Genomic DNA, 18,850 nt, shown 5'->3' with positions numbered 1-18,850 from the left:
GAAGGAAATTAAAACAAATTCTATTGAGTCATATATTCTTTCTTTTTTAATATATATAGTAAAAACGAAAAGAAAGTGGGGATCTCATGAGATTTAGTCTATTAGGAGGCAAAGAAATAGTAAATTTATGTGATGGCAGTCGTTTGGGTATTATTGCAGAGTCAGACTTATTAATTAGTGAAAAGAATGGCAAAATATCAGCATTATTAATACCAGAGCAAAAGGGATTATTCAAATTTTTATCTAATGACACATTATTAGAAATCCCATGGTCGGCAGTAAAAAAAATTGGACATGATATGATCATCATTGAACTAGAGGATAATGACAAAAGAAAATATATATAAAACTGGGCTACATTTCAAAGGCAGTATCTATTTCCAATGAAATGTAGCCATATTCATTTCCTAGACGTAATGTTAGCTTTTTCAACTAATACATTAATTTCTCTACTGAAGTGAATGATAAATTTTAAAATATATGAGAATTAATTATGAAGTCTTTTTGAGGCTGGACAAACTATCTGAATATATGCGAATAAAAAGGCAAAACTAATAACAGATTAAAATGATTATAATAATAACTAATTGAGGTGGAGAAATGATAAATAACAATAATAAAGGAGAATACATGAATTTATCTTTTAACAAAGGACAAATGAACACAACAGATGAAATTGCTAACCCAATAGAAAATAAAAATTTAAGTAATATTCAAGCTCTTGGAACTCCAAATATCCCACAAATGGATCAAAGTATTCACGTGCTCACTATTATAGGACATATTGAAGGACATATGGTTGCACCACCACAGAATAAATCAACTAAATATGAACATGTCATTCCCCAACTAATGACGGTAGAACAAAATCCAAACGTAGAAGGTATGCTGGTAATACTCAATACTGCAGGTGGAGATGTTGAAGCTGGATTGGCTCTATCAGAATTAATTAATACATTATCAAAACCAACAGTCACATTGGTTTTAGGTGGAGGGCATAGTATAGGTGTTCCTTTGGCTACAGCTGGAGATTATTCATTTATTGCTCCCTCTGCAACCATGACAATACACCCAATTCGCATGACTGGTTTAGTGATTGGCGTTCCTCAAACTTTTCAATATTTTTCAAAGATGCAGGATCGAATCATAGATTTTGTCGTTAATAACTCAAATGTAGATAAAGATATATTCATTGAATTAATGAATACAACAGATGAATTAGCCAATGATGTGGGGACTATATTAATAGGTGAAGATGCAGTAAAGCATAAATTGATCGATGAAGTAGGTGGACTTGACCGCGCTATGGCAAAACTGAGAGAATTAATTAGTTACCAGAAACAACATGCTAATCAAATCAATTAAATTAAATAGCATATCAAAATATTCACTCTATATGATTTTTGATTTAAGTATCATTTTGATCTTTAATTTGTAGGTTTTCAAAATATGTTGTACAATAATATAGAAAACAATCATTAATTAAAGCGCAGCGAAACTGCGCTTTAATTAATGTTTACTAAAATTAAGTATGATAATTGAACGATTTATATTAAAAAAATAAAGATTTAACTATTTATGAGTTAGAATATTTATAAAAATGATATAATCGTAGAGAAAGATAATTTAACCATTTAAAATTGAGGTGACTATCGTGGGTAGAAAGACAAAAAAAAAGAATGACAATTCAATACAATCTTTGAAAGCACACCTGAATCATGAGGTGTATGGTATTGTAACAACCGCTACAGGATTAATTTTACTAGTAGGCATGTATAGTAATGCTGCTGGTAAAATAGGCCATTGGATTAAGGTGTTGCTGATGGGTTTGTTTTCTAATGTAGCATTTCTGTTGCCATATATTATTATTTTTAGTGGAATTATGATTTTTATCAATAAATCTAATTGGGCACACAAGAAACAACTGCTTTTTTATAGCTTAATCCTTTTTTCTATTTTAGTTCTCAAATCACTGCAGGATATAGAACTAATATTCGATATAATGGGAAACACCGTCAATGAAGTGATCGTCCAAAGTTTTGCACAGGGGATTCAAGGGAATGCCGGTGGTTTGGTAGGTACTACCATCACATTATTTTTAGTTAGCTTTTTAGGAAGCATTGGTACATATATTTTTATTTTCACTTTATTACTTATTTGCGTCATTATTTATACTAAGATATCCTTATTAGACTTTTTAGTTAACTTAAAAAGTGCAGTAGTCAAGTGCTATGAATACATGAAGAATGCCATTATCAATTTTATTTTCATACCAGATAAGCAAAAGGATTTGGTCAAGAGTCCTATTAATGGTGAAAGTACAGCCCTTCAAGATGTGGCAGTGACAAGTGAAAATAACACGATTGAAGAAAAAATTAGAATATTAGATTTTACTTCAAAAGAAAGTGGTTTTGATTCCGATGGGAAAGAAGTGACACTTTCTAAAGATCATAATAACCCTGAGTCTGGACAAAAACAAAGGCCTCAGCCGTCACAAAATAGCGCTAATTTAGAAGTCCCGGAAATTCCAGTGGAACATATGCTCTCTCCTAAATTGGATGATTACACACTTCCACAGTTAAAACTATTAAATCAAGTTGAGCATGAGCAAAGTAAGAGTGACAGAAAAAAAATTCTTTCTAAAGCAAAGATACTAGAAGAAACGTTGAAAAATTTTGGGGTTGAGGCAAGTGTCATTCAAGTTAGCAAAGGTCCTTCTATTACAAGATATGAATTACAACCTAAGATTGGCGTTAAGGTTAGTAAGATCGTTAACCTGAGTGATGATATTGCATTAAATCTAGCAGCAGCATCTATTCGAATTGAAGCTCCTATTCCAGGCAAGGCAGCTATTGGTATTGAAATTCCAAATGATGATAAATCTATCGTTACACTAAGAGAGGTTTTAGATAGTGAGGAATATGAGAAAACAGAGTTGGATATCCCCTTTGCTTTAGGGAAAGGGATTTCTGGAAATCCTATCATCACAGACATTACAAAGATGCCCCATCTACTCATTGCAGGTGCTACTGGTTCGGGAAAGAGTGTCTGTATCAATACGCTGATTTTAAGTATCCTGTATAATGCCACTCCAGATAAGGTCAGACTACTGATGATTGACCCAAAGGTTGTGGAATTAAATCAGTATAATGGCATTCCTCACTTGTTAATCCCAGTGGTAACAGATCCTAAAAAAGCCACTAGTGCTCTAAACTGGGCCGTACAGGAAATGACAAGGCGCTATAAATTATTTGCAGAGCATGGAGCTCGAGACATTAATGGATATAATGAAAAAATCTCTGATGGCCAATTGCCCTTTATCGTTATTATTATTGATGAATTAGCAGATTTAATGATGGTTGCAGCTAATGATGTGGAGGATGCCATTTGTAGACTCGCCCAAATGGCTAGGGCAGCTGGTCTTCATCTGATTATTGCAACCCAAAGACCATCGGTTGATGTCATTACTGGTGTCATTAAAGCAAACATTCCTTCCCGTATTGCCTTTTCGGTAGCATCACAGATAGACTCTAGGACGATATTAGACATGGGTGGAGCAGAAAAATTATTAGGTAAGGGTGACATGTTATTTTACCCGTCCGGTGCAAACAAACCACTACGAGTACAAGGTGCATTTGTTTCTGAAAAGGAGGTGGAACGAGTTGTCTCTAGTATTAAAGAGCAGGTAGAGCAACCAAATTATGAGGAAGACATTATTGATAAAGTAGATCAAAATCTCATTGATAGCCTTGATGACTCAGATGATTTACTGAATGAGGCATTGAAAATTGTAATTGCTCATGAGCAGGCTTCTATTTCTATGCTCCAGCGAAAACTCAGAATCGGTTATAATCGTGCTGCACGATTAATTGACGAAATGGAAAACAAAGGTTTAGTCGGTCCCCATGAAGGAAGTAAACCAAGACAAGTTTTAGTAGACCATACATTTTTAGAGGAACAAGAAAAAGGGAAACAAGAGGTGTAACCTATTCTCATGAACAAAACAATAAATGATGACATAGAAGGTGAAAAAGTGATAAATAAAATTGATATTAATTCGGCACTAACAATTAAAAATGCAGTTTTTATTGATGTGCGTTCTCCCAAAGAGTTTGCCGAAGGGACGATTCCTGGGGCTATTAACATCCCGCTACTTGATAATAATGAAAGAATAGTAGTCGGAACCATCTATAAGCAACAAAGTCCTGAGGAAGCTAAAGTAAAGGGCCTAGAGTTTATTTCTTATAAACTAGTTGATATTTATAAAGAAGTACTTAAACTGAGTCACCAATATAGCAATGTCATTATTTTCTGTTGGCGGGGCGGACTAAGAAGTGCTTCTGTTGTGAATTTACTAACTGAACTAGGTATTAAAACACAGCAGTTAATTGGTGGGTATAAAAGCTATCGAAAGGAAGTCATGAATTTCTTTGATAATCTACCCATGGACTACTCATTTGTCGTTCTCCATGGACTCACAGGAGTCGGTAAGACGGAAATGATAGAAGCATTAGAAGAGAAAGGAATTGCGACACTAGACCTTGAAGACCTAGCTCAAAACAGTGGTTCGGTTTTTGGTAATGTTAATTACCAATATAATAAGGTGCCTCAAAAACAGTTTGAAAGTGAGCTTTACCATCGATTTTTAATGCTTAACTCCAAAAATATCATAGTAGAGAGTGAAAGCTCTCGTATAGGTGCTGTACATATTCCAAAAAACCTATATAATAGAATATTAGATGGAAAACATATTTTATTAGAAACTTCAATGGAGGGTAGGATAAATCGTCTAGTTAATGCCTATGCTTCATATGACTCTACTGAACACAAAGATATATTAAAAGAGGCAATTTCAAAGCTGGAAAAGCGTTTTGGAACACAAAAAACAAATGAATGCTTGAAGTTAATTGACAATGGAGAATATGAAAAAGTAACAAAAGAGTTGATCACTAACTATTATGATCCATTATATAATAAATCGATTGATCACCTTGAATCAAATATAAAAATTTCATTTGAAGATATCAATGATGCAATAGATGAAATCGTAAGTTATTACTCTCAATTAGAAGGGAAGATCTAAGAATGCCTTTATCAGTTTATGTTGAATCATTAGGATGCTCTAAAAATCTAATCGATGCAGAAGTCATGTTAGGTATACTCAATCAATATGGGTATAAGCTCACAAACAATGAAGTGAAAGCAGACGTTATTATCGTGAATACATGTGGCTTTATCGAAGCGGCAAAGGAAGAGTCTATCAATAAAATTATTGAATTAGGCCAATTGAAGAAAGATAAACTTAAATTATTAATTGTCGCTGGATGTTTAGGTGAGCGATATCAAAAAGATCTACTAGAAGAACTCCCTGAGGTAGATGCCATTGTTGGGACTGGTGGTTACCATGAAATTGTGAAGGTTATTCACCAAACAATGAAAGGGCAACGGATTGTTGAAATTGGAGACATTAACAGACCATACGATGAAACACTTCCACGAATTCAAACCACGGCATCTCACAGTGCATACATTAAAATTTCTGATGGATGCGATAATTACTGTACCTATTGTATTATTCCCAAACTAAGAGGAAAATACAGAAGTAGAAAAATGGAGAATATTATTCAGGAAGCCCAGACTTTAGCGAACAATGGTGTGAAGGAAATAATATTAATTGCTCAAGATACAACTCGGTACGGGATTGATTTATATGATGAGTATAGGTTAAGTGCTTTGTTAGATAAATTATCTGAAGTTGAAGGGATTCAATGGATTCGAATATTGTATTGTTACCCAGAGATGATCACTGACGAGTTAATTGCCACAATTAAAAACAATGATAAAGTATGTAAATATATTGATATCCCTATACAGCATTGCAGTACAAAGATATTAAAATTGATGAATAGAAGAACTTCAAAAGAAGAAATTGTTTCTTTAATCGAAAAACTTAAGAAAAATGTGCCTAATATAGTAATTCGAACATCAATTATCGTAGGTTTTCCTGGAGAATCTGAAGAGGATTTCAATGAATTGAAGGCTTTTATTGAAGATATAAAGTTTGATCGACTAGGTGTTTTCACTTACTCTCAGGAAGAAGGTACTCCTGCAGCTCAACTAGCTGAACAAGTTCCTAGTGAACTTAAAGAATCAAGACAGAAAATACTAATGGAACTTCAACAAAGAATTTCTTTAAATAAAAACAGACTGTATATTGGTCAATCGATTGAAGTGTTAATAGAAGAAGAAATTGCTGAAAAAACAGAATATCTTGGTAGAAGTCAAGGAGATGCTCCTGAGATTGACGGTATTGTTTATGTTAAGTCTACTGTGCCTCTTTGTGTTGGGCAAATTGTCAAGGTGAAAATTGAGAATGCTTTAGAGTATGATTTGATGGGAGAGGGTATTCATGAATCTAGCAAATAAGTTAACGATACTAAGAATTTTCTTGATACCATTATTTATGATGTTTTTACTAAGTAGGGTCCCCTATGGTGTCACCATTGCGGCGGGTATTTTCATCATTGCAGCCATTACAGATACTTTAGATGGCTATATCGCTAGGAAAAAAAATCAAATCACTACTTTTGGAAAGTTTATGGATCCTTTAGCTGACAAACTTCTAGTTTCGGCTGCATTAATTTCCTTAGTGCAAATGGGTAGATTATCCGCTTGGATTGTGGTGGTGATCATTTCTCGAGAATTTACAATCAGTGTACTTAGGGCTGTGGCAGCAGCTGAAGGGATTGTTATTTCTGCTAGCTGGTGGGGAAAAGCCAAAACCATTACACAAATACTTGCAATTATTTTTATTTTACTAGATAATTTTCCTTTTCACTACATTAACTTTCCATTTGATGTCATCATGCTTTGGGTAGCTGTTATTTTTACGATTATTTCAGGCATTGATTATCTAAGAATTAATAAGCATGTTTTAAAGCATTAGTCATGAGAATCTATAAAATTAAGTTTCATTGAGGGGTGATTGGATTCCCACTACATAGTAGCGGAATTTATATATTAATCATTTCCAAATAAAACATGAAATATCATTTGACCCTACAGGAAATGTGTTATATAATCAACAAAAGAACATTTGTTCTAAAACACGAAAGGTAGGTGATCCAGACCAAGGTCTGGAGTATTATGGAGAAAAAAAAAGCGCTTGATGTAGCTATTAGCCAAATCGAAAAGCAATTTGGAAAAGGCTCAATTATGAAATTAGGAGAAGACTCTAAATTAAGCTTAGAATGTATTTCTACTGGCTCTATTGATCTAGATGTTGCCATTGGAATAGGAGGGGTCCCACGGGGAAGAGTTGTGGAAATCTATGGTCCTGAGTCCTCAGGTAAAACAACTGTTTCACTTCATATTATCGCAGAGGCACAAAAAAATGGGGGATCAGCTGCTTTTATTGATGCTGAGCATGCCCTTGACCCCATATATGCTAGAAAACTAGGAGTAGATACAGAAAACTTAATTGTTTCTCAGCCCGATACTGGTGAACAAGCTCTAGAAATAGCTGAAGCATTAGTACGAAGTGGTGCTATTGATGTTATCGTTGTTGATTCCGTTGCTGCTCTCGTACCTAAGGCAGAGATTGAAGGTGAGATGGGCGATTCTCATATGGGATTACAAGCAAGATTAATGTCCCAAGCTTTAAGAAAGCTATCTGGATCCATCAACAAATCAAATACAACCGCAATATTCATTAACCAACTAAGAGAGAAAATTGGTGTCATGTTTGGAAATCCAGAAACCACAACGGGGGGACGTGCATTAAAGTTCTACGCTTCAGTTCGACTAGATGTTAGAAGGATCGACGTTATTAAACAGGGAAATGATATCATTGGAAATAGAACCAGAGTTAAAGTTGTTAAAAATAAAATTGCACCTCCTTTTAAACAAGCAGAATTTGATATTATGTATGGTGAAGGTATTTCCAAGACAGGTGATGTCTTAGATGTGGCAAGTAACTTAGAAATAATCAAAAAAGCTGGTGCATGGTATAGCTATGGAGATCACAGACTAGGCCAAGGTCGTGAAAATTCCAAACAGTTCTTAAAGGAAAACCCCGATATATTTTTAGAGGTTGAAAATAAAATTAGAGAACATCATAATCTTCCACTGGTGAGTAGACCTGTGGTTGTCCAATCCCCACAAAAAGAGGTAGCTGAAAAAGAAGTATAATCAAAGGAACTTCATTATGATAATGAAGTTCTTTTTTACATTTCCCATAGGTAAGAATCCAACTTGACACAAAATAGAAAAAGATATAAAATAAAGTCAATTCATGGTGTATCTAAATAAAGGAAATGTAAAAAAAGAAATTAAAAAACGTGTGTAAAATTTACTTGAAAACTTAATAAAGGAGGTGTCCACGTATTAATATCTTAGATGCTATTTTATTTCTAGCTGCAGCTGTAGTAGGATGCCTTATCGGCTATTTTATTCGCAAGAATATTGCGGAGGGAAAAATTAACAGTGCTGAAGAATTGGCAAAAAAAATTAAAGATGACGCAGATAAAAATGCAGAAACGACGAAAAAAGAAGTACTGTTAGAAGCAAAGGAAGAGATTCACAAGCTTCGCAATGAGTTTGAACGAGAAAGTAGAGAGAGGCGTAATGAACTACAACGTGTAGAAAGACGATTAATGCAAAAAGAAGAAAGTTTAGATAAAAAATCTGAAACTTTAGAACAAAAAGATGATAGACTATCACGCAAGTTAAGGGATTTAGAGACAAAAGAAGAAGAAATTAAACTATTGTATAACAAAGAAGTTCAAAAGCTTGAGGAACTTTCAGGTTTAACTTCTCAACAAGCAAGAGAACTTCTATTAAGTGATGTTGAGAAAGAAGTTAAATATGAGGCTGCCATGATGGTAAAGGATATTGAAACTAAGGCTAAAGATGATGCTGACAAAAAAGCCAGAGAAATTATTACCCTTGCCATCCAAAAATGTGCTGCTGACCATGTTGCTGAAACAACTGTCACTGTAGTACAACTTCCTAATGATGAGATGAAAGGTCGTATTATAGGAAGAGAAGGTAGAAATATTCGTACCCTTGAGACGTTAACAGGGATTGACTTAATCATTGATGATACACCGGAAGCAGTTATTTTATCAGGATTTGATCCGATCAGACGTGAAGTGGCGCGAATCGCATTAGAAAAGTTGATTGCAGATGGTCGAATTCATCCTGCAAGAATTGAAGAAATGGTTGAAAAAGCAAAAAAAGAGGTAGAAAACATTCTCAAAGAAGAAGGCGAACAAGCGACGTTTGATACTGGCGTTCACGGGTTACATCCCGAACTAATAAGATTACTTGGTCGTTTGAAATACCGGACAAGTTATGGACAAAATGTATTAAAGCATGCTATTGAGGTCTCACATTTAGCTGGACTAATGGCTACTGAATTAGGGGCAGACCCTAAGCTTGCTAAAAGAGCTGGACTACTTCATGATATTGGAAAAGCTGTTGACCACGAAGTGGAAGGTACCCATATTGAGATTGGTATGGAACTATTAAGAAAATATAAAGAAACTAAAGATGTGATTCATGCGATGTCTACTCATCATGGAGACTTTGAACCTGAAACCATTGAAGCGATCTTAGTCACTGCTGCAGATGCTATTTCTGCTGCCCGTCCAGGTGCACGACGTGAAACATTAGAGTCATATATTAAAAGACTCGAAAAACTAGAAGATATTGCTAATAATTATGATGGTGTTGAAAAGTCTTTTGCAATACAAGCTGGACGTGAAATAAGAATCATTGTTAAACCTGAAGTATATAATGATGATGAAATTTACATGTTTGCAAGAGAGATTACTAAAAAAATAGAAGCTGATCTTGAATATCCAGGACAAATTAAAGTGAATGTGATTCGGGAAACCAGAGCTATTGAATATGCTAAATAAAAAAACTGCCTAGGCAGTTTTTTTTATTTAGCAACTATTTTTCATCACATCTACTCAATATAATCAGTAATAAAACTTACAGATATTATCCTTTACCTAAATAATGTAATTTTACTAAAAGAAATAGTAGAAAACTTAATAAAGTATGCAGGTTTTTTCAATGATAGGTAGAATGTTATATAGTAAAATTTATTTATTATATCAAACAATTTACTAAGGGGGCATTAAAATCATGGAAGTACTAAGAGTATCAGCAAAATCAAACCCAAATTCTGTAGCAGGAGCATTAGCCGGTGTTTTAAGAGAACGTGGAACTGCTGAAATTCAAGCCATCGGTGCTGGCGCAATCAACCAATCCGTAAAAGCAGTTGCAATAGCAAGAGGATTTGTAGCGCCCAGTGGATTAGATTTGATTTGTATACCCGCTTTCACTGATATAGAAATAGATGGTGAAGAAAGAACTGCCATTAAATTCATAGTTGAACCTAGATAACATAAAAACAATGTATATAAAAAAGTCTGCTTGAGCAGACTTTTTGTATGTACTATTATATATTTATTGGAGATGAACAACTTTGCCTTTTAACAAGTAATATACATGTTATGGTTACATTCAGGAATCATGCTATTAGCCCGTTCCAATGATAAAAAATGTAAATTACGTATATCATCTTTAATCATCTATTTAGAATACCAAAAGGGGGAGTTACCCGATGAAATATATCGATATGCATACCCATACAACAGCTTCTGATGGGAATTTATCACCAAGTCAACTAATTGATTATGCAGTGGCTAAAGGCTTAAATGGAATCGCTATCACAGATCATGATTCCATCAATGGTTTAGAAGAAGCTCAGTTGCAAAGTAGAAAATATCATGATTTCTATTTTATCCCTGGTATAGAACTCAGTACAGTCCATCATAATGAAGAAGTTCATATACTTGGCTATGATATAAATGTAGAATCACCTCAATTATTTAATATCCTTCAAAAACTTCAGGATGCACGGACTGAGCGCGCTGGTAAAATAATTAGTAAACTTCAAAAATTGGGTTTCATCATATCCTACGAAGAGGTACTAGAGAGGATATCAACTTCAGGCGTCATTGGACGCCCTCATATAGCAAATTTATTAGTTGAAAAAAAATATATTCCTTCAGTTTCCATAGCATTTGAAAAATATTTGAATCAGGGTTGTCCTGCATATGTGTCACGATATAAGTTGACACCCTTTGAAGCGGTTGATATCATTAATAGAGCAGGGGGACAAGCGGTTATTGCACACCCTGGATTACTCAAAGACCTTCATATACTTCATGACATCTTAGAAAGCAATATTGCCGGAATTGAAGTCTATCACTCTGACCATACCACTGAGCATGTTTCTCAATTTTTAGATATGGCTCAAAAACATAATCTAGGTATAACAGGTGGCTCGGATTTCCATTGTGCTTCAAGTAACATAGGAATGCATGGAGACTTAGGTAGTGTAAAGGTTCCTTTGGAGAATGCTAAACGATTACTATCTAAAAGGGGGTAAAGACTTATGTCTCAATATAAAGGAGAGCGTTCAAGACAATTTCCTTCCAAATTAAGCACAACACAGTTTGTTAAGCTTTATATACTTCACTTGTTGAATGAACGAAGCTTCTACGGAAACGAAATTATTGATGAAATAAAAGTGCGTCTTTCTCATGTTTGGGTGCCTAGTCCAGGGATGATTTACCCACTCTTACGTGACTTAGAAAGCAATGATTACATAAGTGGTTGGTGGGAAGAACCGGATAAAAGATCAATCCGCTACTATCGAATTACAGACGAAGGAATTGAACACTACAAAGTCATTAAACGAACATACAAAGCCTCTCTTGAGGACTCGTTAAAGCTGATTCAGTACATAATGCAGGATATTTATCAAAGGTAAGTCGTACCATAAAAGATATTTGTAGAAATATATCACAAAGTTTGTTAGAATAAATGGTAGGGAAATTTGATGAAAAGTGAGTATGATTTCCTTGATTAATAGAATGTATTAATTAGATAAAATAACCACGGGGGTGTTCGAATGAAAGTTGAACTTTCTAAAAAAGGTCTATCAGTTTCTTCATCAATCACATTAGCAATTGATAGTAAGGCTAAGCAAATGAAAGCCGAAGGGATGAACGTCATTAGTTTTGGAGTAGGAGAACCAGATTTTCAAACTCCAGATTACATAAAACAAGCTGCCATTAAGGCAATAGAAGAAAAGAGTATTGGCTATACACCAGCACCTGGTATGCTGCAATTAAGACAATCCATTTGCAATAAATTAGCCAGTGACAATGAATTGGAGTACCTTCCTCAACACATTATTGTCTCCAATGGAGCCAAGCATTCTGTGTATAATATTTTTCAAGCTGTCTGCAATCCTGGAGATGAAGTTATTATTCCTGTGCCCTATTGGGTTAGTTATCCTGAACATGTTAAAATGGCCGATGCAATTCCAGTCTATATAGACTGTCCTGAAGAAAATGATTTTAAGATGAAGCCCGAAGATTTCCTGGCTGCTATCTCTTCTAAAACTAAGGCAATTATATTGAACAGTCCATCAAACCCTACAGGGGCAGTTTATTCAAAAAAAGAATTAGAGCAGATAGCAAAGATTGCAGTTGACCATAATATTCTTGTGGTTTCAGACGAAATATATGAGAAACTTATCTACGGAAATGAGAAGCATGTAAGTATTGCCAGTTTAAATAGTGAAATTAAAGACCTTACCATTGTCATAAACGGAATGTCAAAGGGATATGCAATGACTGGGTGGAGAATTGGTTATACCGCCTCTAATTCAGAAATCGCAAAGATAATGTCAAACATTCAAAGTCATGCCACCTCAAATCCTAATACAGTTGCCCAGTATGCTAGTATTGAAGCTCTTGAAAGGGATCAGTCTTCTATTGAAACCATGCGATTAGCCTTTGATGAAAGAAGAAAGTATATGATTAATCGAGTCAATGAGATACAAAATTTGTCATGTATTGCGCCAAACGGTGCTTTTTACATTATGATGAACATTTCTCAATTGATTGGAAAAGTAGTTGATGGAAAAATAATCAATGGTTCAATGGACTTTGCTGAAGTATTATTGGATCGGACACATGTTGCAGTGGTGCCTGGTATTGCCTTTGGTGTAGACCACTTAGTTCGACTATCCTACGCTAATTCTATGGAAAACATAACTGAAGGCTTAAATCGTATTGATAAATTTCTAAATGAATAAGTATATAATTGGAAGCAAATAAGATATGAGGTGTTCTCATATCTTATTTCTACATAAAAGATTATTTAAGAAGGGGAGTATTAATTTGGATACATCACTATATCAAAATCCTTTAATTGAAAGATATGCAAGTAAAGAAATCTCTTATTTGTTTTCTGCAGATTACAAATTTACCACGTGGAGAAAATTATGGATTGCATTGGCAGAATCACAACAAGAGTTGGGAGTTAATATTACAGACCAACAAATTCAAGAAATGAAACGACATATGACTACCATCAACTATGATGTTGCCAAAAAAAGAGAGAAAGAAACAAGACATGATGTCATGTCTCATGTATACGCTTTTGGAGAGCAATGTCCCCAGGCAAAGGGAATTATTCATTTAGGCGCAACCAGTGCTTTTGTTGGTGACAATACAGATGTCATTGTGATGACAGAAGCTTTAAAATTACTTAGAAAAAAAATAATCAACCTATTTCATAAATTAGCAGTCTTTAGCCAAGACTATCATGATTTACCCACATTGGGTTTTACTCATTTTCAACCTGCACAGCTTACAACAGTAGGTAAAAGAGCAACCCTATGGCTCCATGATCTATTAATGGACTTTGAGAACCTTGAATTTCAGATAGGAAGAATGAAGTTGAGAGGTGCTAAGGGGACAACAGGTACACAGGCAAGCTTTTTACATCTGTTAGATGGGGATCATGAAAAGGTGAAATCCTTGGACAAGAAAGTGGCTGAAAAGATGGGCTTTAATGATACTTACGCAGTTACAGGACAAACCTATTCTAGAAAGCTTGATTTTGAGGTGTTATCTGTATTAAGTGGCATTGCCCAAAGCTTACATAAAATGACCAATGATATCCGTTTACTTCAAAATCTTAAGGAGATTGAGGAACCCTTTGAAAAGAATCAAATAGGGTCTTCAGCAATGGCCTATAAAAGAAATCCAATGAGAAGTGAGCGTGTTGCCTCCCTATCTCGTTATGTCATCGCAGCATCACAGAATGCGGCTATGACGGCTTCTACTCAATGGTTCGAACGTACACTAGATGATTCTGCTAATAAGCGAATTACGATTCCTGAGTCCTTTTTAGCCACAGATGCCATTTTAGACATTACAACCAATATATGCGATGGATTAGTGGTCTATAAGCAAGTCATTAAACAACGAGTTGAAAGTGAACTGCCTTTTATGGCTACTGAAAATATTTTAATGGAAGCAGTGAGACGTGGAGGAGATAGACAAGAGTTACATGAAAAGATTCGAGTACACTCAATGGAAGCCGCAAAGCAAGTTAAAATTCATGGTAATAAAAATGATTTAATTCAGCGGATTTTATCTGATGATGAGTTTAACTTAAAGCAAGAAGATTTAGAGAAACTATTAGATGCAAGAAATTTTGTTGGAAGGGCACCAGAACAAGTAAAGGACTTCCTTACGGAGTTTATTCAACCTATCTTAGATCAGAACAAATCTAGTATCGGTGGTAAAGTGGACCTTCAAGTATAACCTGACTTCGGAACATCATTCATAATAAAAAGTGCTGAAGCCATCTGTTTACAGAGGTTTCAGTACTTTTTATTTTTGTTTTGCACTCACTACATCTTTTTAATTATATTGGAGATTTCATTACTCAGTAGAACATTCTTTTCAATTTTAAATATGTCTTGGTTTATTTTGCTCTTAAATAATTTGTCTGAGATCATATATAATTTGTCTACTTTGTAATCAATCTCATCTATAACAAACCCTTCTAGACCATTGATTATTTCATGGGTAGATATTTCAACGTTTTTCTCTTCTAATTTATACTCTAATACTCTCTGGATGACTAAGGCCAAATAACAAATTAAAAAATGTGACCGGATTCTTCGTTCTTTAAAGTGATACACAGGTCTTGCTTTTAAATTTGTTTTTAATATTCTGAAGGACTCTTCAATTTTATACAGGGATTTATAAGCCACCATTATATCTGCTGGATTCATCTCTACTTTATTGGTAACGATGTAAAAATATCCGAAATTCTCTTGTTCTTGTTTAATTTTTTCTTCATCGATCTCAATGTTTATTTTCTCTTTAGGATTATCAACAGCTTTGTAATACTTGCTTTTAGATTTAGTTGTTGAATTAATTGTAAAATCTTTTATATTTTTTTTCGCTCTTTCAAGCATTTTATCTTGTTTAAACATCTCCCGTTCTTTGTAGACATCTGAATATTTTTTTATGATTAATTCATCATAGGTTTCATCATTGTGACTCACTTTTCTTTTACTGGTGATATAGCCGCTTTTATATTTAGCCTCGGCTTTAGAAGTGATGTTCCAAGATGAATTGAATTTCTTCTCTTTTAGATCTTTAGGCACTGCACTGCCCTTAGAACCTACAATGTAGTTAAGCCCTTTGCCACGGATCATTTCTAAGTTAGCCCTTGAATTTAAGCCTCTGTCAGCAACGATAATAATTTCTTTTATGGTGTAATTATTTAATATATCGTCAATGACCTCTTTCATGGTATGTAATTCATGTTTGTTGCCTTTGAAAAGCCTATAGGAAATAGGGATGCCATTTGTGTCTATTAATAAACCCATAACCACTTGTGTTTCATTTCTTTTATTATCCTTACTCATGCCTCTTTCTCTAAAACCGTCTTCATCAAAAGACTCAAAGTAATAGGTTGTGCAGTCATAAAAGGCTAAAGATATATTTCTTTCTGGAACAATCTTTTCCATATGTTTATTGAGATGTTTGAAAAGTTTGTTTTCATTCATTTCAAAATTACTATCATAAGACGTTATTAGTTCTTCTAATTCGTGAGAGGTATTGTTTATGTTAGTTTCTAATATTTTTTTAGCCTCTGAATCAACGGTATCTAAGAGAATCTCCATATCGTTTATGACTTGAATGCCATCTTGTAACGCTTTAGATTTATGTTTATTAAATCCAGAAAAAACATCCAAAGAGGAATAAATATTATCGTTATTTACAAAATTAAAATCATACAGGAAATCATCCTTTCTAGTAGCTACTTCAAGCTTACTAGAAGGATTGAATAATCTACCAAGTACTTGATAGAACATCATATCGCTAAAAGAATAATCAAGTTTAGAGTCTTTGACCATCTTAGAAAAGAAACTTTGTAATTTCAATTGGTTAAAGATTTCTAAGTATGGTAGATAGCCAATATTTTTATGCTTAAGAGAAAGCTTATCTTTTGACATGGATACAATAAAATCTTCAAAGTTTTCAAATCCTCGAGAAGCTTCATCTAGTCTAATCATTTCTTTTAGCTCAGCTTCAGCTTGCACAAGAGCTTTCTTACCTGATTTAGAATCCAAATCATGAGTACCAAAACCTTTAATCTGAATTTTTTTTGATTTCTTAGTTTCAGGATCTCTAATCCCCTTAGCAATTGATATGAAATACTTACCATTTGGTCTTTTAGATTTACTAATATACATGCACAATCCCTCCATAAAATCCCTCTAACTACATTATACATCATATTATTCACCACGACAAGTCGTGGGCGTAAATAAACAAAAAAATAATGAGAAATGTTCAAATTTAAACATTTACTCATCATTTGTTCTGAATTTATGTTCTGAAGTCAGGATTTTGTTGGAAGGGCACCAGAACAAGTAAAGGACTTCCTTACGGAGTTTATTCAACCTATCTTAGATCAGAACAAATCTAGTATCGGTGGTAAAGTGGACCTTCAAGTATAATTTAAAATTAACCTGTATTAAAAAAAAAGAACTTCTATTTGATCAAATAGAAGTTCTTTTTTGCTTCATTTTTATAAGATAAGTAGCATTTCTCTAATGACCTTTGATGCAACAGCAGTGGATACCCCAGTAGGGTCATAGTCAGGTGCAAGCTCAACAATATCAGCACCCACGATATTCAAAATGGACAGTTTTTTGATAATTCGCATCATATCAGTAAAAGAAATACCTCCAGGCTCTGGTGTCCCTGTCCCTGGAAAAATTGAGGGGTCTAGCACATCTAAATCAATTGTTACATAAACAGGTTTGTTTTTCACTTGATCAATAATCTCATCCAAGGACTCATAACCAAATTTATTCATGAAAGTATGTCCTTCTGCAGACCATTTAAACTCTTCTTGGGTACCAGAACGAATTCCAAACTGATAAATTCTCTCATCTCCTAAAAAGTCCCACACCCTTCCCATTACAGTAGCATGAGATAATTTTTCACCTAAGTAATGTGCTCTTAAATCTGCATGTGCATCGAAGTGTAGTACAATTAAATCTTGATACTTTTCATGAACCGCTTGTATTGCAGGAAGTGTCACCAAATGCTCTCCACCAATCATCAATGGTTTTTTATTTGATGCAACTACCTCTTTAACAAACTCATTAATCTCCTTGAGAGCAACATCGCGATTACCAAATCCCAGTTCTATATCACCTGCGTCATGAATTAGATACTGCTCTAAATCTTTTTCTAGGTAGGGACTATAGGTTTCTAAGCCATAAGAATCGATTCTTATCCGACTAGCAGCAAACCTTGATCCAGGTCTAAATGAACTTGTGCCATCATAAGGGGCTCCAAAGAAGACGATCTTAGCCTCTTCTAATGTCTCAGTACAACCAATAAATTGATATTGATTAAACATTTCCATTTTCAATCTGCTCCTTAACATAGCTAGGTAAGGCAAAAGCCCCTACATGTAACTGCGTATTATAATATTTAGTATTGAGATTTAGTTGATTCCAAACACTACTTTTCAAGTCCTTCACTGGGTGTAATGACTTAGAAGCAAAACCGAATAACCAATAACCCGATGGGTACGTAGGGATCTGTGCTTGATAGACTTCTACGATAGGAAAAATCTTTTTCAGTTTACTATTTGCTCGAATGGCTTCTCGGGCAAATTGCTCATAAACTGGGCTTTCATTTTGATTAACCAAGATTCCTTGTTCTGTTAAAGCCTTAAAACAGTTGGTGTAGAATTCTTGAGAGAATAAACCTTCTCCAGGACCAACGGGATCAGTAGAATCAATAATGATGAGGTCATATTTATTTTCTTTATCTTTGATAAAGGCGACACCATCTTCATAGTAAAGTGAAACACGTGGATTCTCTAACTCAGATGATATCGTGGGAAAGTAATCTCGGGCAACATCACAGACCATTTTGTCGATTTCAACCATGTCAACATGTTTAATGCTTTGATAGCGCATTAACTCCCTAGCTGTACCACCATCTCCACCACCAATGATCAAAACGTTTTTAATATTAGGGTTCACCGCCATAGGAACATGTACAATCATGTCATGGTAAATGAACTCATCCTTTTCAGTTACCATCACTAATCCATCTAATGTCATTAATTTTCCGAACTCATAGGTATCTAATACATCTACTTTTTGAAATTCACTTTGTTCAGAAAACAAATGTTCCTTCACCTTAAAAGATAATCTTACGTGCTGAGTTTGTTCTTCAGTATACCAAAGTTCCATCAAAACTGCCTCCTTTGTGAATTGAATAGGTATCTCGTAATTTATTGAATGCCATACCATACGCTTATAATCTAGTCTCAATACTTAGTTTTTTTATATACTATCTCGTTAAAGCAGTAAAATATCAAGAGAGTAGTGAGTCTCTTGATATTTTTAGAATTTCAAGCT

The 18,850-nt window shown here is 34.4% G+C and carries 16 protein-coding genes; 13 read left to right on the top strand and 3 right to left on the bottom strand.

Features of this window, described 5'->3' with window-relative positions; translation table 11 throughout:
• The first annotated feature begins 86 nt into the window (after positions 1-86).
• The 13 genes from AMET_RS13140 to purB all read left to right on the top strand — a co-directional run bounded on the left by AMET_RS13140 (position 87) and on the right by purB (position 14,705).
• Positions 87-347, top strand: coding sequence for a YlmC/YmxH family sporulation protein (locus tag AMET_RS13140; protein WP_012063789.1), 261 nt, complete (start codon positions 87-89; stop codon positions 345-347).
• Positions 348-600: 253 nt separating this feature from the next.
• The gene (locus AMET_RS13135; RefSeq protein WP_012063788.1) at positions 601-1,365 is read left to right on the top strand and encodes a ClpP family protease; all 765 of its coding nucleotides are present in this window, start codon (positions 601-603) and stop codon (positions 1,363-1,365) included.
• 289 nt (positions 1,366-1,654) lie between these two features.
• The gene (locus AMET_RS13130) at positions 1,655-3,985 is read left to right on the top strand and encodes an FtsK/SpoIIIE family DNA translocase (RefSeq protein ID WP_012063787.1); all 2,331 of its coding nucleotides are present in this window, start codon (positions 1,655-1,657) and stop codon (positions 3,983-3,985) included.
• A 9-nt stretch (positions 3,986-3,994) separates the two neighbouring features.
• The gene (gene mnmH, locus AMET_RS13125; protein ID WP_012063786.1) at positions 3,995-5,083 is read left to right on the top strand and encodes a tRNA 2-selenouridine(34) synthase MnmH; all 1,089 of its coding nucleotides are present in this window, start codon (positions 3,995-3,997) and stop codon (positions 5,081-5,083) included.
• Between the two features lie 2 nt (positions 5,084-5,085).
• The gene (rimO, locus tag AMET_RS13120; protein ID WP_012063785.1) at positions 5,086-6,426 is read left to right on the top strand and encodes a 30S ribosomal protein S12 methylthiotransferase RimO; all 1,341 of its coding nucleotides are present in this window, start codon (positions 5,086-5,088) and stop codon (positions 6,424-6,426) included.
• A complete protein-coding gene (gene pgsA / locus AMET_RS13115; RefSeq protein WP_012063784.1) occupies positions 6,410-6,946 on the top strand; it encodes a CDP-diacylglycerol--glycerol-3-phosphate 3-phosphatidyltransferase in 537 nt (178 codons plus the stop codon). Before rimO ends, pgsA begins: the two co-directional genes overlap by 17 nt.
• 200 nt (positions 6,947-7,146) lie before the next feature.
• Complete coding sequence (gene recA, locus AMET_RS13110) at positions 7,147-8,190, top strand: recombinase RecA (RefSeq protein ID WP_012063783.1); 1,044 nt, start codon at positions 7,147-7,149, stop codon at positions 8,188-8,190.
• Positions 8,191-8,384: 194 nt separating this feature from the next.
• A complete protein-coding gene (gene rny, locus AMET_RS13105) occupies positions 8,385-9,923 on the top strand; it encodes a ribonuclease Y (protein WP_041720793.1) in 1,539 nt (512 codons plus the stop codon).
• A 232-nt stretch (positions 9,924-10,155) separates the two neighbouring features.
• Positions 10,156-10,416, top strand: a complete 261-nt coding sequence (locus AMET_RS13100; protein ID WP_012063781.1) for a stage V sporulation protein S — start codon at positions 10,156-10,158, stop codon at positions 10,414-10,416.
• 220 nt (positions 10,417-10,636) lie between these two features.
• Positions 10,637-11,467, top strand: a complete 831-nt coding sequence (locus AMET_RS13095) for a PHP domain-containing protein (RefSeq protein WP_012063780.1) — start codon at positions 10,637-10,639, stop codon at positions 11,465-11,467.
• A gap of 6 nt (positions 11,468-11,473) precedes the next feature.
• A complete protein-coding gene (locus tag AMET_RS13090; RefSeq protein ID WP_012063779.1) occupies positions 11,474-11,851 on the top strand; it encodes a PadR family transcriptional regulator in 378 nt (125 codons plus the stop codon).
• A 141-nt stretch (positions 11,852-11,992) separates the two neighbouring features.
• Positions 11,993-13,186: a pyridoxal phosphate-dependent aminotransferase gene (locus AMET_RS13085; protein WP_012063778.1), complete on the top strand. Its 1,194-nt coding sequence runs from the start codon at positions 11,993-11,995 to the stop codon at positions 13,184-13,186.
• Between the two features lie 85 nt (positions 13,187-13,271).
• Positions 13,272-14,705 carry an adenylosuccinate lyase gene (gene purB, locus AMET_RS13080; protein WP_012063777.1) on the top strand — a complete coding sequence of 478 codons (1,434 nt, stop codon included), beginning with the start codon at positions 13,272-13,274 and terminating at the stop codon, positions 14,703-14,705.
• 89 nt (positions 14,706-14,794) lie between these two features.
• Here the strand turns inward: purB and AMET_RS13075 are convergent, their stop codons facing one another.
• The 3 genes from AMET_RS13075 to speE all read right to left on the bottom strand — a co-directional run bounded on the left by AMET_RS13075 (position 14,795) and on the right by speE (position 18,682).
• Complete coding sequence (locus AMET_RS13075) at positions 14,795-16,654, bottom strand: IS1634 family transposase (RefSeq protein ID WP_041720441.1); 1,860 nt, start codon at positions 16,652-16,654, stop codon at positions 14,795-14,797.
• Between the two features lie 338 nt (positions 16,655-16,992).
• A complete protein-coding gene (gene speB / locus AMET_RS13070) occupies positions 16,993-17,841 on the bottom strand; it encodes an agmatinase (protein ID WP_012063776.1) in 849 nt (282 codons plus the stop codon).
• Positions 17,828-18,682 (bottom strand): polyamine aminopropyltransferase, encoded by an 855-nt coding sequence (gene speE / locus AMET_RS13065; protein WP_012063775.1) that lies wholly within the window; start codon positions 18,680-18,682, stop codon positions 17,828-17,830. Before speE ends, speB begins: the two co-directional genes overlap by 14 nt.
• Positions 18,683-18,850: the final 168 nt, after the last annotated feature.

The organism is Alkaliphilus metalliredigens QYMF (assembly GCF_000016985.1).
Lineage (GTDB): Bacteria > Bacillota > Clostridia > Peptostreptococcales > Natronincolaceae > Alkaliphilus_A > Alkaliphilus_A metalliredigens.
Note: the sequence above shows the minus strand (reverse complement) of the source record. Positions and strands in the feature narration are given on the sequence as shown.

What these genes read in the sequence shown, in the direction of transcription:
- AMET_RS13095 (WP_012063780.1), top strand. Translation starts at nt 10,637, where the DNA reads ATGAAATATATCGATATGCATACCCATACAACAGCTTCTGATGGGAAT.
- AMET_RS13075 (WP_041720441.1), bottom strand. Translation starts at nt 16,654, where the DNA reads ATGTATATTAGTAAATCTAAAAGACCAAATGGTAAGTATTTCATATCA.
- mnmH (WP_012063786.1), top strand. Translation starts at nt 3,995, where the DNA reads ATGAACAAAACAATAAATGATGACATAGAAGGTGAAAAAGTGATAAAT.
- speB (WP_012063776.1), bottom strand. Translation starts at nt 17,841, where the DNA reads ATGGAAATGTTTAATCAATATCAATTTATTGGTTGTACTGAGACATTA.
- pgsA (WP_012063784.1), top strand. Translation starts at nt 6,410, where the DNA reads ATGAATCTAGCAAATAAGTTAACGATACTAAGAATTTTCTTGATACCA.
- AMET_RS13140 (WP_012063789.1), top strand. Translation starts at nt 87, where the DNA reads ATGAGATTTAGTCTATTAGGAGGCAAAGAAATAGTAAATTTATGTGAT.
- rimO (WP_012063785.1), top strand. Translation starts at nt 5,086, where the DNA reads ATGCCTTTATCAGTTTATGTTGAATCATTAGGATGCTCTAAAAATCTA.
- AMET_RS13135 (WP_012063788.1), top strand. Translation starts at nt 601, where the DNA reads ATGATAAATAACAATAATAAAGGAGAATACATGAATTTATCTTTTAAC.
- AMET_RS13100 (WP_012063781.1), top strand. Translation starts at nt 10,156, where the DNA reads ATGGAAGTACTAAGAGTATCAGCAAAATCAAACCCAAATTCTGTAGCA.
- recA (WP_012063783.1), top strand. Translation starts at nt 7,147, where the DNA reads ATGGAGAAAAAAAAAGCGCTTGATGTAGCTATTAGCCAAATCGAAAAG.
- speE (WP_012063775.1), bottom strand. Translation starts at nt 18,682, where the DNA reads ATGGAACTTTGGTATACTGAAGAACAAACTCAGCACGTAAGATTATCT.
- AMET_RS13090 (WP_012063779.1), top strand. Translation starts at nt 11,474, where the DNA reads ATGTCTCAATATAAAGGAGAGCGTTCAAGACAATTTCCTTCCAAATTA.
- AMET_RS13085 (WP_012063778.1), top strand. Translation starts at nt 11,993, where the DNA reads ATGAAAGTTGAACTTTCTAAAAAAGGTCTATCAGTTTCTTCATCAATC.